The 12,609-nt window shown below is 72.5% G+C and carries 15 protein-coding genes; 8 read left to right on the top strand and 7 right to left on the bottom strand.

All coding sequences use genetic code 11. From position 1 onward, the window contains the following. Window positions 1-29: 29 nt before the first annotated feature. Genes GFH29_RS07280 through GFH29_RS07270 form a run of 3 tightly spaced genes read left to right on the top strand, consistent with a single transcriptional unit; the run spans window position 30 to window position 2,193 of the window. Window positions 30-1,187, top strand: coding sequence for a cysteine desulfurase family protein (locus GFH29_RS07280; protein WP_153322713.1), 1,158 nt, complete (start codon window positions 30-32; stop codon window positions 1,185-1,187). Continuing rightward, window positions 1,184-1,444: a sulfurtransferase TusA family protein gene (locus GFH29_RS07275; protein ID WP_153322712.1), complete on the top strand. Its 261-nt coding sequence runs from the start codon at window positions 1,184-1,186 to the stop codon at window positions 1,442-1,444. The genes GFH29_RS07280 and GFH29_RS07275 overlap by 4 nt, the downstream gene beginning before the upstream one ends. A gap of 59 nt (window positions 1,445-1,503) precedes the next feature. Next, entirely contained in the window at window positions 1,504-2,193 is a 690-nt protein-coding gene (locus GFH29_RS07270) for a hypothetical protein (protein WP_153322711.1), read from the top strand. A 33-nt stretch (window positions 2,194-2,226) separates the two neighbouring features. Here the strand turns inward: GFH29_RS07270 and GFH29_RS07265 are convergent, their stop codons facing one another. Then, window positions 2,227-3,204 carry a carbohydrate kinase family protein gene (locus GFH29_RS07265; RefSeq protein ID WP_153322710.1) on the bottom strand — a complete coding sequence of 326 codons (978 nt, stop codon included), beginning with the start codon at window positions 3,202-3,204 and terminating at the stop codon, window positions 2,227-2,229. Window positions 3,205-3,267: 63 nt separating this feature from the next. Between GFH29_RS07265 and GFH29_RS07260 the strand changes: the two genes are divergently transcribed. Together GFH29_RS07260 and GFH29_RS07255 are read left to right on the top strand one after the other, a co-directional pair. Further along, window positions 3,268-3,531 carry a hypothetical protein gene (locus tag GFH29_RS07260; RefSeq protein ID WP_153322709.1) on the top strand — a complete coding sequence of 88 codons (264 nt, stop codon included), beginning with the start codon at window positions 3,268-3,270 and terminating at the stop codon, window positions 3,529-3,531. Window positions 3,532-4,115: 584 nt separating this feature from the next. Next, on the top strand, window positions 4,116-5,423 hold the full coding sequence (locus tag GFH29_RS07255; protein ID WP_153322708.1) for an HNH endonuclease signature motif containing protein: 1,308 nt from the start codon (window positions 4,116-4,118) through the stop codon (window positions 5,421-5,423). Between the two features lie 226 nt (window positions 5,424-5,649). Here the strand turns inward: GFH29_RS07255 and erpA are convergent, their stop codons facing one another. Then, a complete protein-coding gene (gene erpA / locus GFH29_RS07250; RefSeq protein WP_153322707.1) occupies window positions 5,650-6,012 on the bottom strand; it encodes an iron-sulfur cluster insertion protein ErpA in 363 nt (120 codons plus the stop codon). A gap of 116 nt (window positions 6,013-6,128) precedes the next feature. Then, a complete protein-coding gene (locus GFH29_RS07245) occupies window positions 6,129-7,211 on the bottom strand; it encodes a glycerate kinase (RefSeq protein ID WP_153322706.1) in 1,083 nt (360 codons plus the stop codon). 23 nt (window positions 7,212-7,234) lie between these two features. On the opposite strand from GFH29_RS07245, the gene GFH29_RS07240 reads away from it, so the two are divergent. The 3 genes from GFH29_RS07240 to GFH29_RS07230 are packed head-to-tail and all read left to right on the top strand — an operon-like array spanning window position 7,235 to window position 9,725. Beyond that, window positions 7,235-8,128 (top strand): GNAT family N-acetyltransferase, encoded by an 894-nt coding sequence (locus tag GFH29_RS07240; RefSeq protein ID WP_153322705.1) that lies wholly within the window; start codon window positions 7,235-7,237, stop codon window positions 8,126-8,128. A gap of 59 nt (window positions 8,129-8,187) precedes the next feature. Further along, complete coding sequence (gene nadA / locus GFH29_RS07235; protein WP_153322704.1) at window positions 8,188-9,363, top strand: quinolinate synthase NadA; 1,176 nt, start codon at window positions 8,188-8,190, stop codon at window positions 9,361-9,363. A 5-nt stretch (window positions 9,364-9,368) separates the two neighbouring features. After that, on the top strand, window positions 9,369-9,725 hold the full coding sequence (locus GFH29_RS07230; RefSeq protein WP_153322703.1) for a zinc ribbon domain-containing protein YjdM: 357 nt from the start codon (window positions 9,369-9,371) through the stop codon (window positions 9,723-9,725). A gap of 91 nt (window positions 9,726-9,816) precedes the next feature. Here the strand turns inward: GFH29_RS07230 and pspAB are convergent, their stop codons facing one another. From pspAB to GFH29_RS07210, 4 genes are all read right to left on the bottom strand, one after another. Then, window positions 9,817-10,398 (bottom strand): PspA-associated protein PspAB, encoded by a 582-nt coding sequence (gene pspAB, locus GFH29_RS07225; RefSeq protein ID WP_153322702.1) that lies wholly within the window; start codon window positions 10,396-10,398, stop codon window positions 9,817-9,819. Window positions 10,399-10,412: 14 nt separating this feature from the next. Further along, window positions 10,413-11,339: a zinc metalloprotease HtpX gene (gene htpX, locus GFH29_RS07220; RefSeq protein WP_153322701.1), complete on the bottom strand. Its 927-nt coding sequence runs from the start codon at window positions 11,337-11,339 to the stop codon at window positions 10,413-10,415. Between the two features lie 101 nt (window positions 11,340-11,440). Continuing rightward, window positions 11,441-11,719 (bottom strand): PspA-associated protein PspAA, encoded by a 279-nt coding sequence (gene pspAA / locus GFH29_RS07215; RefSeq protein WP_153322700.1) that lies wholly within the window; start codon window positions 11,717-11,719, stop codon window positions 11,441-11,443. Next, window positions 11,716-12,501, bottom strand: a complete 786-nt coding sequence (locus tag GFH29_RS07210) for a PspA/IM30 family protein (protein ID WP_194289011.1) — start codon at window positions 12,499-12,501, stop codon at window positions 11,716-11,718. The genes pspAA and GFH29_RS07210 overlap by 4 nt, the downstream gene beginning before the upstream one ends. Window positions 12,502-12,609 lie beyond the last annotated feature (108 nt).

Here is a 12,609-nt window from a genome sequence, read left to right as displayed (position 1 = left end):
AGGGGCGGGTCGCCCGGTAGGTTCCCGGTGTGACAAACGACGCTGGGACTCCCCAGTCCCCGCCACAGTCCCCGCCTCGGTACTTCGACGCCGCGTCCTCCGAGCCGCTTCACCCGGCCGCCCGCGAGGTGCTCCTCGCTGCGCTCGAGCAGGGGTACGCCGACCCCCGGCGCCTGCACCCGCCCGCCCGCGGGGCGCGCCTGATGCTCGACAACGCCCGCGAGGTCGTGGCCGGCTGCCTGGGCGTGCGCCCCGACGAGGTGTCCTTCACCGGGTCCGGGACCGAGGCCGTGCACCGCGGCCTGCTCGGCCTGCTGCGCGGTCGCCGACGGGTGGGCGAGCGCCTGGTCCACAGCGCCGTGGAGCACTCCGCGGTGCTCCACGCGGCCGCCTGGGCCGGCGGGGACCACGTGGCGGTCCCGGTGGACAGCGACGGCCGGGTCCGGGTGGACGACTTCGCCGCGGCCTGCGCGGCGCCGGGGGTCGCCGTGGCCGCGTTGCAGTCCGCGAACCACGAGGTCGGCACCTGCCAGCCGGTCGCCGAGGTCGCGGCCCGGATCGGCGAGGTGCCGCTGCTGGTCGACGCGTGCGCGTCGGCCGGACGCGTGCCGCTGCCGGGGGGCTGGTCGGCGGCGGCCGCCTCCGCGCACAAGTGGGGCGGCCCGGCCGGGGTGGGCCTGCTGCTGGTGCGCAAGGGCGCGCGCTGGCGCAACCCGTTCCCCGGCGACGACCGGGTCGACGAGCGCACCGCCGGCTTCGAGAACGTCCCGGCCGCCCTGGCCGCCGCCGCCGCGCTGCGTGCGGTGCTGACCGAGAGCGAGGAGCTGGGCGCTCGACAGCGCGCCCTGGTGGACCGGGTGCGCCGCGGCGTACTGGCCATGCCCGACGTCGAGGTGGTGGGCCATCCCGACGACCGGCTCCCCCACGTGGTGACCTTCAGCTGCCTCTACGTCGACGGCGAGGCGCTGGTCGACGGGCTGGCGCGGCACGGCTTCGCCGTCGCGAGCGGCTCGGCGTGCACCTCCTCGAGCCTGGAGCCCAGCCACGTGCTCGCCGCGATGGGGGCGCTCACCCACGGCAACGTGCGGCTCTCACTGACCCGCGACGCCGCCGAGGCCGACGTGGAGCGGTTCCTCGCGGTGCTGCCCGGGGTGGTGGCCGACCTGCGCCGCCAGGCGGGGCTGTGAGCGGCGCGCCCGAGGCGGGCCTCGGCGAGGTCGACCTCGAGCTCGACTGCCGCGGCCAGCTGTGCCCGCTGCCGGTGATCGCGCTGGGCCGCCGGGTCGGTGAGGTCGCCGTCGGTGGACGGGTGGCCGTCGTCGCCGACGACGTCGCCGCGCGCCACGACGTACCGGCGTGGTGCCGGATGCGCGGACAGGAGTACGTCGGGGAGGACGTCGCCGCGGACGGCGTGCCGCGCTACGTCGTACGCCGGCTCAGCTGAGCCGCACTCCCCCGCTCGACCCGTTGCCAGGGCCAGCCGAAGGGGCGAGCATCGGGCCCATGGAGCCCGAGGATCCGCCGGGTTGGCCGGACGGTACGCCGAGGAGTGGAGTCGGTCAGTCGTGCGCCTTCTGCGACACCCACGATGTCGCATGGGTCCATCCCCTGGCCCACGACCTGCTGGCCTTTCGCGTGCGGGGCACGGGCTACACCCTGCCGACGTTCTGGGCGCTGTGCGATCGCTGCGAAGACGTCTACGCGTCGGGGGACGATGACGCGGCAGCCGAGCTGATGCGCTCGTCGGGTTTCTGGCCGACGGTGGCCGACGAGGACGTGACAGAGGGCATCCGAGCGCCTCTTGCGGCGTTCCGGCGGGCGGATCGGGGATCTCGGCGATCAGATCCGGAACCGCCCGGCCTGACCGAGGCCAGGAAGGACGGCTTCGTGCCCTTGCGCGAGCTGACCGGGGTGGCCGACTGGCTCGGACCGCTCTGGCCCTCGCAGCATCGGCGCTGGCTCGACGAGCTGGGCCCGAGTCCTGGCGAGGACGAGGACGACGAGCTGCTCGACCGCTGGCTGGTCCGCTCACCATGGCCGGGACTGTCGGCCGCACAGGCGATCGGCGCCCTGTGGCGCTGGGTGGAACGGGACCAAGGACACCTCGAGCCCGATGGGACGAGGGCGCGGATCCTTCAGTTCCTCGGATGGACCGAACCCCAGGCCGTGGCGTTGAGCGACCCGGAGCCCTGAGGATCAGCTGCCCGCGCGCACGAGACCCACCAGTCAGACGGCGAGGTGCGGGGCGACCTCGGCGGCCGCGGCGTCGCCGTAGGAGTCCTCGAAGCGGGCCAGGAACTCCGCGCGGGTGAAGGAGTACTCCTGGGTGCCGACGGTCTCGACCACGTAGGCGGCGAGCACGCAGCCGACCTGGGCGGCCCGCTCGAGGCCGAGCCCCCACTCGGAGGCGGCCAGGAAACCGGCCCGGAAGCCGTCGCCGACGCCGGTCGGCTCGATGGCGGTGACGTTGCGGGCCGCGGGGACCACGATCGGCTCCTCGCCCTTGCGCAGCACGCGCACGCCGTCCTTGCCGAGGGTGGTGACCTGGATGCCGACCCGGGCCAGCACGTCGTCGGCCGACCACCCGGTCTTCTGCTCGATCAGGTGCGACTCGTACTCGTTGGTGAGCAGGATCGCGGCGCCGTCGACGAGCTGGCGGATCAGGTCGCCCTCGCCGAAGGCCAGCTGCTGGCTGGGGTCGGCGATGAACGGGTAGCCGCGCTGGCGGCACTCCTCGGTGTGGCGCAGCATGCCGTCGGGGTCGTCGGCGCCGATCAGCACGTAGGTCGGGGCCCCGACCCGGGCGACGATCGGCTCCAGCTCGATCAGCCGGGCCTCGCTCATCGCGCCGGGGTAGAAGGAGGCGAACTGCGCCATCGTGGTGTCGGTGGTGCACACGAAGCGCGCGGTGTGCTTGCTCTCGGAGATGCGCACGTGCGAGCAGTCCACGCCGTGGCGCTCCAGCCAGGAGCGGTAGTCGGCGAAGTCCTCGCCGGCCGCGCCGACCAGCACCGGGCGCAGACCGAGGCCGGCCAGCCCGAAGCAGATGTTGGGCGCGACACCGCCGCGGCGGATCTCGAGGTCGTCGACGAGGAAGGAGACCGAGAGCTTGCTCAGCTGCTCGACAACGAGGGAGTCCTCGAAGCGCCCTCCGAACGACATGAGGTGGTCGGTGGCGATCGATCCGGCGATCAGCAGAGACATGGCGCGGACACTACCCGTCGGTACCGCTGTCTCTACCCTGCGGTAGCCCCTAGCGTCGACGACATGACCGCCCTCCCGCCTGCCGCACGCCCCGCCTACGACGATCTGGGCACGCTCCAGGAGATGCACGCCGACTGTCGCGCGGCCTCCGCGAACCTCCCCGCCGGCGCCCGCGGCCGCGACCTCGAGCGCGCCGCCCGCGCCGCCGTGCGCCCCGCCCCGAGCATCCTGTTCGCCGACTACCCCGCCGAGCAGCCCAAGCGCGGCATCGAGGTCTCCGCCGCCGCGCAGCGCCTCGCCAACGCGCTGCACCTGCACCTCGACTGACGACCGCTCCGGTCCGCAGGCACGCCGGCGGCCCGGACGAGCGAGAGCCACGACACCCGGCTCTCGAGTCGGTGGCACCCTCCCCCCTCCCATCGCCACCGACCGCGCCAGCCCCCGTCGTACGGCGGGGGCTGGTGTCGCGCAGGGGCACGCGCCGGACGGCGATCCGACGATCGAGCGGCACCCCGTTGGTCGAGCTTGCCGAGACCACGGTCGAGGAACCTGAAACACGGTGGTGTCATGTCTCAAGACATCGGTGACGGTTCGGGTGGTGTTGGTGGTGGCACTTCTACCGCGCGAAGACCGACGCGCCGACTGCGGTGCTCGAGCCCCGGCCCCCGACGCCCGGGGGTCGAGTCCCGCGAAGCTAAGGGCGACACCGGCCGAAGCCGCCCCAGACCTACCCGCCGACACGCGCATCAGAACGGTGAGCACCGCGGGCACCATCCACGTCGACAACGCCTCCTCCAAGATCGACGTCGACCACGCGTCAGGTCCTCGTGGTCAACGACTGCGACGAGATCATCATCAGCGACCGGTGGAAAAGCCCTTGTTCTCGAACGTGTGTTCGGGTAAGATGAGGCATGGCCTCCCCCGAACTCCCCGACTGCGACACCCCAGCCGCCGTGCTGGCGTTCGCACAGCGCCGCCGGGCTGCCGCCCAGCGGGCGGAGATCGAGGTCTTAGAGGCCGCTCTGGTGTGGGCGTCGATGCACCCGGAGGAGTCGGTCGCCGAGGCGCCGACCACCGGGTTGGTCTTCGGCGAGCTCGCGGTGCCCCTTGCTGGGGAGGGTGCTCCGCTGGTGGCGGAGTTCGCGCCGATGGAGTTCGGTGCCGCGATCGGCATGTCGACCGACTCCGCGCGGGCGCTGGTCGGTGATGCGCTGGAGCTGGCACACCGGCTGAAGCGGACCTGGAAGCTGGTCCGGGCCGGCAAGGTCCCGCTGTGGAAGGCCCGGCGGTTGGCGCAGCTGACCACCACGCTGCCGATGGACGGCGCGGAGTTCGTTGACCGCCAGCTCGCCGCCTTCGTCGGGAAGATCAGCTGGGCCGGGATCGAACGGCTCGTCGACCAGGCCCGCGTCGCCTTCGACCCCGAAGGTGCGGAGAAGGAACGTCTCGCCGCTGCCGAGGGACGCCGCTTCGACGTCCACACCCGCGAGGCCACCCACGACGGCACCGTCCACGTCGAAGGTGTCCTCGACCTCGCCGACGCGATCGACCTGGACACCGCGATCCGGCAGGGCGCCGAGGAGCTCGCGGCCCTCGGATCCACCGAGTCGTTGGACGTGCGCCGATCCATGGCCGCCGGTGAGCTCGCCCGGCGCCAGCTCGCCTTCGACCTCCGGGCGGAGGCCGGCGACGGTGCCGCACCGGTGGTCAAGCCCCGCCAGGTCGTCATCCACGTGCACCTTTCCCACGCAGCGATCTCCCGTGATGAGGCCGGGATTGCGCAGGTCGAGGAGACCCGCAGCATCGTGTCGACCGAGCAGGTCCGCGAGTGGTGCAGCGGCGACGCCCAGGTGGTCATCAAGCCGATCATCGACCTCGAGGCCCACCACCACACCGACGCCTACGCGATCCCCGACCGGTTGGTCGAGCAGACCCGTCTGGCCCAGCCGGTCTGCGCCTTCCCGTGGTGCGAGCGCCTCGCCCGCCGCTGCGACACCGACCACGTCGTCGCCCACGGCGCCAGCCCGACCGGCGGCCCGACGTGCAGTTGCAACCTCGCCCCGCTCTGCCGCCGACATCACCGGGCCAAGACCCACACCGCCTGGACCTATGACAAGGCCGACGCGGCCACCTACGTCTGGCGATCCCCGCACGGGTTGCACCTGATCAAGGACAGTGGCACCACGCGCCTCGTCACCGCGCACCCACCGGACGATTGAGATCGGTCGAGACCCCGCCCGCGACGGCCTCGACAACCTCAACCGGCCGCGCCCGGCAATCGGGCGCCCCGACCACCGGACCGCCCCCGGCCACCGGCCCCGCTCGAATCATCGGCGCGGCCTCCCCACAGACGACGACAGCCCCCGCCTTGCGGCGGGGGCTGTCGAGGGTGTCCGGGTCGAGCGGCCCGCGGTGCGGGCCGGCCGATCCAGCGTCAGCGGTGACTCAGTGGAAGGAGTCGCCGCAGGCGCAGGAACCGGTCGCGTTGGGGTTGTCGATGGTGAAGCCCTGCTTCTCGATGCTGTCGACGAAGTCGATCATCGCGCCGTTGAGGTAGGGAACGCTCATCCGGTCGACGACGACGGCCACGCCGTCGAAGTCGGTGACGACGTCACCGTCGAGCGTGCGCTCGTCGAAGAAGAGCTGGTAGCGCAGGCCCGAGCAGCCACCGGGCTGCACGGAGATCCGCAGCTGGAGGTCCTCGCGACCCTCCTGGGCCAGGAGGCTCTTCACCTTGGCCGCCGCCACCGGGCTCAGGTTGATCTGGTCGGTACGACGCTCAGTGGTCGTGTCCACCTGCTCGGTCATGTGTGCAGCTCCCAGATAGAAAGACAAAGGGTTGGTACTTCGTCAATCGTCGCACACACCCGGATATTCCTCGCCGGTCCGCCAAGAACTGGCCTGCCCGAGAAAGCCTCGCAGGCTCAGCGCGACCAGGTGCGGGCCACGCGGGCCGCGAGCTGCTCCAGGGCAGCGGCGGGCTCGGCCAACGCCTGCTCCTCCCCCACCAGGTCCACCAGCGAGTACGCCGACTCCACGCCGAGGGTCCGCATCTCGCGGGCCCCGACCTGCACCTTGCCGGCGAGCACCACGCAGGGGCGCAGCGCCTCGGCCGCGACCTCACCCACGCCGTACGGGACCTTGCCGGCGCGGCTGCTGATGTCGAAGGCACCCTCGCCGGTGACCACGAGGTCGGCCGCACGGGCCCGCTCGGGCAGCCGCACGGCCGCGGAGACCAGGCCGAGCCCGGGCTCGCGGGTGCCACCGAGGAGCAGCAGCGCGAAGCCGAGGCCACCGGCGGCGCCGGCCCCCTTGGCCAGCGACAGGCGCCGGTCGGTGGCCTCGGCGAAGCCCTCCAGCCACGCATCGACCCCGACGAGGCGGTCCTGCGGCACCCCCTTCTGGGGACCGAAGACCTTCGTCGCGCCGAAGAGCCCGGTGAGCGGGTTGTCGACGTCGCTGGCCGCGACCAGCTCCACCCCCGCGACCCGGGCACGCGCAGCCGCAAGGTCGACGGCGGTGATCCCGGCCAGTCCGGCCGGGCCGCGGTCGAGATCGGCGTCCGCGCTCGCGCCGAGCGCGTGCAGCAGCCCGGCGCCGCCGTCGTCGGTCCCCGACCCGCCGAGCCCGACGACCACCCGCCGCGCGCCGCTGTCGATCGCCGCGGCGACCAGGTCGCCGACGCCCAGCGTCGTCGCGCTCTCCCAGGCGCCGCCGGTCAGGTGGATGCCGCAGGCCTGCGCGGACTCGACGTACGCCGTGTCGCCGACCCGCAGCACCGTCCCGGGCACCTGCTCGCGCCCGGGGCCCCGGACGGTGACCGCGAGCAGGTCCCCGCCGAGCGCGGCGTGCAGCACGTCGACGAAACCGGGACCGCCGTCGGACATCGGCGCGAGGTCGACCTCGTCGTCAGGTGCCTGGCGGTGCCAGCCCGCGGCCACCGCCTGGGCGGCCTGCACGGCCGTGAGGGTGCCGGCGAACTTGTCGGGCGCCACGAGGATCCGCATGCGCTCACCCTAGGGTTCCAGGCATGGTGGAGCAGGGCGATCCCGTCATCGTGCGGCCGATGACGCCGGCGGACGTGCCGGCCGCCGAGCGGCTGAGCGCCGCGGCGTTCCTGGAGGTCGAGCGGCGCCACCTCCCCCGCTCGCTTCCCGAGCCGCAGGCGCGCCCCGCCGACCGCGGCGAGTCCTGGGCGCGCCGCACCCTCCACCTGCTGCGCACCGATCCCGGCGGCTGCTGGGTCGCCGAGGAGGGCGACACGATGGTCGGGTTCGCGACGTCGTTCGTGCGCGAGACCACCTGGTGCCTCGCGACGTACGCCGTGCTGCCGGGCCGCCAGGGCCGCGGGACCGGGGTCCAGCTGCTCGCGGCCGCGATGCACCACGGCCGCGCCTGCCTGCGGGGCATGGTGAGCGCGATGGCCGACCCGCAGGCCGCCCGGCGCTACCGCCTGGCCGGGTTCACCCTGCACCCGCAGATGCACCTGACCGGCACCGTCGACCGGGCCGAGATCCCCGTGATCGAGAAGGTGCGTGACGGCTCGGCCGGCGACGTGGACCTGATGGACTCCGTCGACCGGGCCACCCGCGGCGCCGGCCACGGCCCCGACCACGAGCTGCTGCTGGGCGAGCAGCGGCTGCTGGTCTCCGACACCACCACCGGCTCCGGCTACGTCTACGTCGAACCGGGCGGGTCGGTGGGCCTGCTGGCCGCCACCAACCGCCGCACCGCCGCGCGCCTGCTGTGGGCCGCGCTGGCCGAGAGCGACGGCCCGGTGCGGCTGGGCCACCTCACCGCCGCGAACACCTGGGCCCTCGACGTCGGCCTGGCCGCGCGCCTCGAGCTCGGCCAGGGCGGCTACCTGGCGCTGCGCGGGATGCGCCCGCCCACGCCGTACGTCCATCACGGCACGCTGCTCTGAGCCTCGGAGGCGTGGGACGAAACGGTCCCGGGCCCCGCGCGCCCGAATAGGATGGGCCCATGACGACCGTCGACCTCCCGCTGCTCCCCCTCGGCCGCGGCACCGACCTGGCTGCCGAGCGCGGGGTCGAGTGCCCCGGCGACCTGCCGTCGCCGTCCGACCCCGACCTCGTGGCCCGCGCCCGGGCGGCGAAGGAGGCGCTCGGCGACCGGGTCTTCGTGCTCGGCCACCACTACCAGCGCGACGAGGTCATCGCGTTCGCCGACGTCACCGGCGACTCCTTCAAGCTCGCCCGCGACGCGGCGGCGCGTCCGGACGCGGAGTACATCGTCTTCTGCGGTGTGCACTTCATGGCGGAGTCCGCCGACATCCTGACCACGTCCGCGCAGCAGGTGATCCTCCCCGACCTCGCCGCCGGCTGCTCGATGGCCGACATGGCCCGCCTCGCCCAGGTCGAGGACGCCTGGGACGCGCTGGCCGACGCCGGTGTGGCCGACCAGGTCGTGCCGGTGACCTACATGAACTCCAGCGCCGACATCAAGGCGTTCTGCGGTCGCAACGGCGGCGTCGTGTGCACCTCCAGCAACGCCGAGGTCGCCCTCGACTGGGCCTTCGCCCAGAAGGAGGACGCTAAGATCCTGTTCCTCCCCGACCAGCACCTCGGGCGCAACACCGCGGTGCTCGAGCTCGGCCTGTCCCTCGAGGACTGCGTCGTGTGGAACCCGTTCAAGCCGAACGGCGGGCTGACCCAGGAGGAGCTGCGCAACGCGCGGATGATCCTGTGGAAGGGCCACTGCTCGGTGCACGGCCGCTTCTCCCCCGAGGTCGTCGACGAACTGCGCGCGACGATCCCCGACGTCAAGATCCTCGTGCACCCCGAGTGCCAGCACGAGGTCGTCACCCGCGCCGACCTGGTGGGCTCCACCGAGTTCATCATCCGCACCATCGAGGCCGCGCCCGCCGGCTCGACGTGGGCCATCGGCACCGAGCTCAACCTGGTCAAGCGGCTCGCGCAGGCTCACCCCGACAAGTCCATCTCGTTCCTGGACAAGACGGTCTGCTACTGCTCGACGATGAACCGCATCGACCTGCCCCACCTCGTGTGGGCGCTGGAGTCGCTGGTCGAGGGCACGGTCGTCAACCAGATCACCGTCGACCCCGAGACCGAGCGCTGGGCGCTGGTCGCCCTGGAGCGGATGCTCGCGCTGCCCGGCCGCACCGCGCCGCAGGCCTGATCGCGGTGTCCGACGCGCTTCCTCCCTGTCCGGCGTGCGCCTCGGCGTACACCTACGAGCTCGGCGCCCTGCTGGTGTGCCCCGAGTGCGCCCACGAGTGGTCCCCCGCGGACACCGCGGACCCCGGAGCCGCCGAGGGTGAGCGCGAGATCCGCGACGCGGTCGGCAACGTGCTCCACGACGGCGACACCGTCACGGTGGTCAAGGACCTCAAGGTCAAGGGCTCCTCCACGCCCATCAAGGTCGGCACGCGCGTGAAGAACATCCGCCTGGTGCAGGGCGTGGGCGACCACGACATCGACTGCAAGGTCGACGGCTTCGGGCCGATGCAGCTGAAGTCGAGCGTGGTCAAGCGCTCCTAGGCGCGACGCGCCCCGCCATTGGCGCCGACTCGACGCACCACACGCGCCGACTCGGCACGCCATTGGCGCCGAGTCGGCGTACGGGGTTGGGTCAGAGGCCGGGGGCGCCCCAGACAGCGAGCCAGCGGGAGAGGTCCTGCTCGACGGGCAGCTCGCCGGCGAGGGCGTCGCGCACCTGCAGCTCGAGGAGGTTGTCGCGCTGCTCGCGCGCGCCCGTGGCCGGCGCGAACGGGTAGAAGGTGCCCTGCTTGTAGAGGTAGACCAGCCCGACCCGGCGCCCGTCGCCGTCCTCGAAGCCGATCAGCGTGCACAGCAGCCCGGGGCCGAAGCCCTGTCCCTCGAGGCTCGTGTTCACCGCGTGCAGGGCGGTGCACAGGCCGTCGACCGCGGCGCCCTCCTCGCGGTCGACCTCGACCCAGGTGTAGCCGTAGCCGTCCTGGACGACGCGCACGTCGGGCGCCTCGCCGGTGCTGCGCACCAGGTCGAGGATCTCCTTCTGCACCTGGGAGAAGGCCAGCCCGCTCGCCGCGCGGTAGCAGACCGAGCCGTCGCCGGTCGGGCGCAGGCCCAGGGTGGTCTCGAGGGTGATCGCCGCGCCGGGCACGAGGAACAGCGAGTCGAGGTTGGCCTGCTTCGGCTTGGTGCGGCCGAGGATGGCGTCGAGGAATCCCACGGGTGCTGCCTCTCTCAGTTCGTCTGGCGGCCGAGGTCGGCCTGAATCCGGGCGAGCTGCTCGAGGCGCTGCTCGAGGGTCGGGTGGGTGGAGGTGAGCGTCTTCAGCGAGGCGCCGCGGACGGCGGGGGCGATGAAGAAGGCGTTCATCGACTGCGCCGAGCGCAGGTCCTTCTGCGGGATGCTGTTCATCTCCCCGGTGATCTTCTGCAGCGCCGACGCGAGCGCCTGCGGGTTCATCGTCAGGTAGGCGCCAGAGCGGTCGGCGGAGAGCTCGCGGTAGCGCGAGAGCAGCTTGACCAGCACGAAGCTCACGGCGTAGGTCACCATGCTGACGAGCAGCACCAGCAGCCAGATGGGCAGGCCGTTGTTGTTGTCGCGCCGGTTGCCGCCGAACATCGCGCCGTACTGCGAGCCCTGGGCGAGCATGCCGGCGACGATGCCGGCCGACGAGGCCGCGGTCATGACCAGGACGTCGCGGTGGGCGACGTGGGAAAGCTCGTGGGCGAGCACGCCCTCCAGCTCCTCGGTGGTGAGCGTGTGCAGGATGCCCGTGGTGACGACCACCGCCGAGCGCTGCGGCGAGCGGCCGGTGGCGAAGGCGTTGGGGATCGGGCTGTCGGAGATCCCGACGCGGGGCTTGGGCATGTCGGCCATCGCGCAGAGCCGGTCGATCATGCCGTGCAGCTCCGGCGCCTGCTGCGGAGTGACCTCCCGCGCCCGCATCGCCTTCATCGCGACCGTGTCGGAGGAGTACCACTGGTACCAGACGATCCCGAGACCGGCGAGGCCGATCAGCAGGCCGATCCCGGGGCTGCCGGCCTGGGCGAAGACACCCATCACGGCGGCCACGAAGGCGACGAAGAGGAGACCCAGGAGGAAGAGCACGAGGGTCATGCGAGCGGTGAGCCCACGGTCGGGGAGGAAGCGGCTGTGTGCCATGGCCACATTGTCCCTGTCACACCCAAGAAACTGCTGAAGGACGCGTCCGGTGGACGCGCCCTTCAGCGACTGCTGTGCGGACCGCAGAGCGGTCCAGGTGCTCAGCCGGGCAGCAGGCCCTCTTCGCCGAGCATCGCGCGGACCTCCTCGATCGTGGCGTCCGAGGGCGGCAGGATCAGGTCCGAGGAGTCCAGGGCAGCCGGGTCGTGCACGCCCCCGTGGGCGCGTACGGCGTTCAGCAGCGCGGCGAGGGCGGGCTCGAAAGCCGCCTGGTCGCCCGCCTCGACGGCGGCCTCGACGGCCGAGTCGAGGGTGTTGAGGTGGTCGATGTCGGCCTCGGTCAGGTCGAACTGCCCCTCACCCAGGATCCGGACGATCATGCCTGGCCCTCGCGCGGCTCGGCCTGCTTCTGCTGCTCGGGCGAGAGCACGTCGCCGCTCTCGATGGCGTCGGGCTGGCTGGGGGCGCCGAGGCCCTTGAGCCGGGCCAGCTCGGCCTCGACGTCGGACTGCGAGCTCATCGCCTCGAGCTCGCGGCTGATGTCGTCGCCACGGCTCAGCGAGCTCGCGTCGTCGAGCGCGCCGGAGGCGATCAGCTCGTCGATGGCGCCGGCGCGGGCCTGCATGTTGGCGGTCTTGTCCTCGGCACGCTGGATCGCCAGGCCGACGTCGCCCATCTCCTCGCTGATGCCAGAGACGGCCTCGCCGATCTTGGTCTGCGCCTCGGCCGCGGTGTAGGTGGCCTTGATGGTCTCCTTGCGGGTGCGGAAGGCCTCGACCTTCGCCTGGAGGCGCTGCTGGGCGAGGGTGAGCTTCTCCTCCTCGGCCATCAGGTTGGCGTGCTGTCCCTGCAGGTCGCTGATCTGCCCGGCGAGGGCGGACTTGCGGGTCAGGGCCTCGCGGGCGAGGTCCTCGCGACCCATCTGGATCGCCTTCTCGGCCTGGCCGGTCAGCTTGGTCGCCTGCTGCTCGAGCTGGTTGACCTGGAGCTCGACGCGCTTGCGGCTGGTCGCCACGTCGGCGACACCGCGGCGCACCTTGGCCAGCAGGTCCAGCTGGCGCTGATAGCTGTAGTCGAGGGTCTCGCGAGGGTCCTCGGCCCGGTCGAGGGCCTTGTTGGCCTTTGACCGGAAGATCAGGCTCATGCGCTTCATGATGCTCATGTGGTGCGGTCCCTCTCGGACGAAACGTTCTGTGCTGCAGGTCTCGTCTCACTCTAGGGCACCGTGACCAACCGTGCGGCGGCCTCACCTCCAGTACGCCGGTAGAGT

Origin of the sequence: Nocardioides sp. dk884 (genome assembly GCF_009557055.1) — a bacterium.
In the GTDB taxonomy this organism is placed as follows: Bacteria; Actinomycetota; Actinomycetes; order Propionibacteriales; family Nocardioidaceae; genus Nocardioides.
Note: the sequence above shows the minus strand (reverse complement) of the source record. Positions and strands in the feature narration are given on the sequence as shown.

What these genes read in the sequence shown, in the direction of transcription:
- htpX (WP_153322701.1), bottom strand. Translation starts at nt 11,339, where the DNA reads ATGGCACACAGCCGCTTCCTCCCCGACCGTGGGCTCACCGCTCGCATG.
- GFH29_RS07255 (WP_153322708.1), top strand. Translation starts at nt 4,116, where the DNA reads ATGGCCTCCCCCGAACTCCCCGACTGCGACACCCCAGCCGCCGTGCTG.
- GFH29_RS07265 (WP_153322710.1), bottom strand. Translation starts at nt 3,204, where the DNA reads ATGTCTCTGCTGATCGCCGGATCGATCGCCACCGACCACCTCATGTCG.
- GFH29_RS07260 (WP_153322709.1), top strand. Translation starts at nt 3,268, where the DNA reads ATGACCGCCCTCCCGCCTGCCGCACGCCCCGCCTACGACGATCTGGGC.
- nadA (WP_153322704.1), top strand. Translation starts at nt 8,188, where the DNA reads ATGACGACCGTCGACCTCCCGCTGCTCCCCCTCGGCCGCGGCACCGAC.
- GFH29_RS07270 (WP_153322711.1), top strand. Translation starts at nt 1,504, where the DNA reads ATGGAGCCCGAGGATCCGCCGGGTTGGCCGGACGGTACGCCGAGGAGT.
- erpA (WP_153322707.1), bottom strand. Translation starts at nt 6,012, where the DNA reads ATGACCGAGCAGGTGGACACGACCACTGAGCGTCGTACCGACCAGATC.
- pspAA (WP_153322700.1), bottom strand. Translation starts at nt 11,719, where the DNA reads ATGATCGTCCGGATCCTGGGTGAGGGGCAGTTCGACCTGACCGAGGCC.
- GFH29_RS07245 (WP_153322706.1), bottom strand. Translation starts at nt 7,211, where the DNA reads ATGCGGATCCTCGTGGCGCCCGACAAGTTCGCCGGCACCCTCACGGCC.
- GFH29_RS07240 (WP_153322705.1), top strand. Translation starts at nt 7,235, where the DNA reads ATGGTGGAGCAGGGCGATCCCGTCATCGTGCGGCCGATGACGCCGGCG.
- GFH29_RS07210 (WP_194289011.1), bottom strand. Translation starts at nt 12,501, where the DNA reads ATGAGCATCATGAAGCGCATGAGCCTGATCTTCCGGTCAAAGGCCAAC.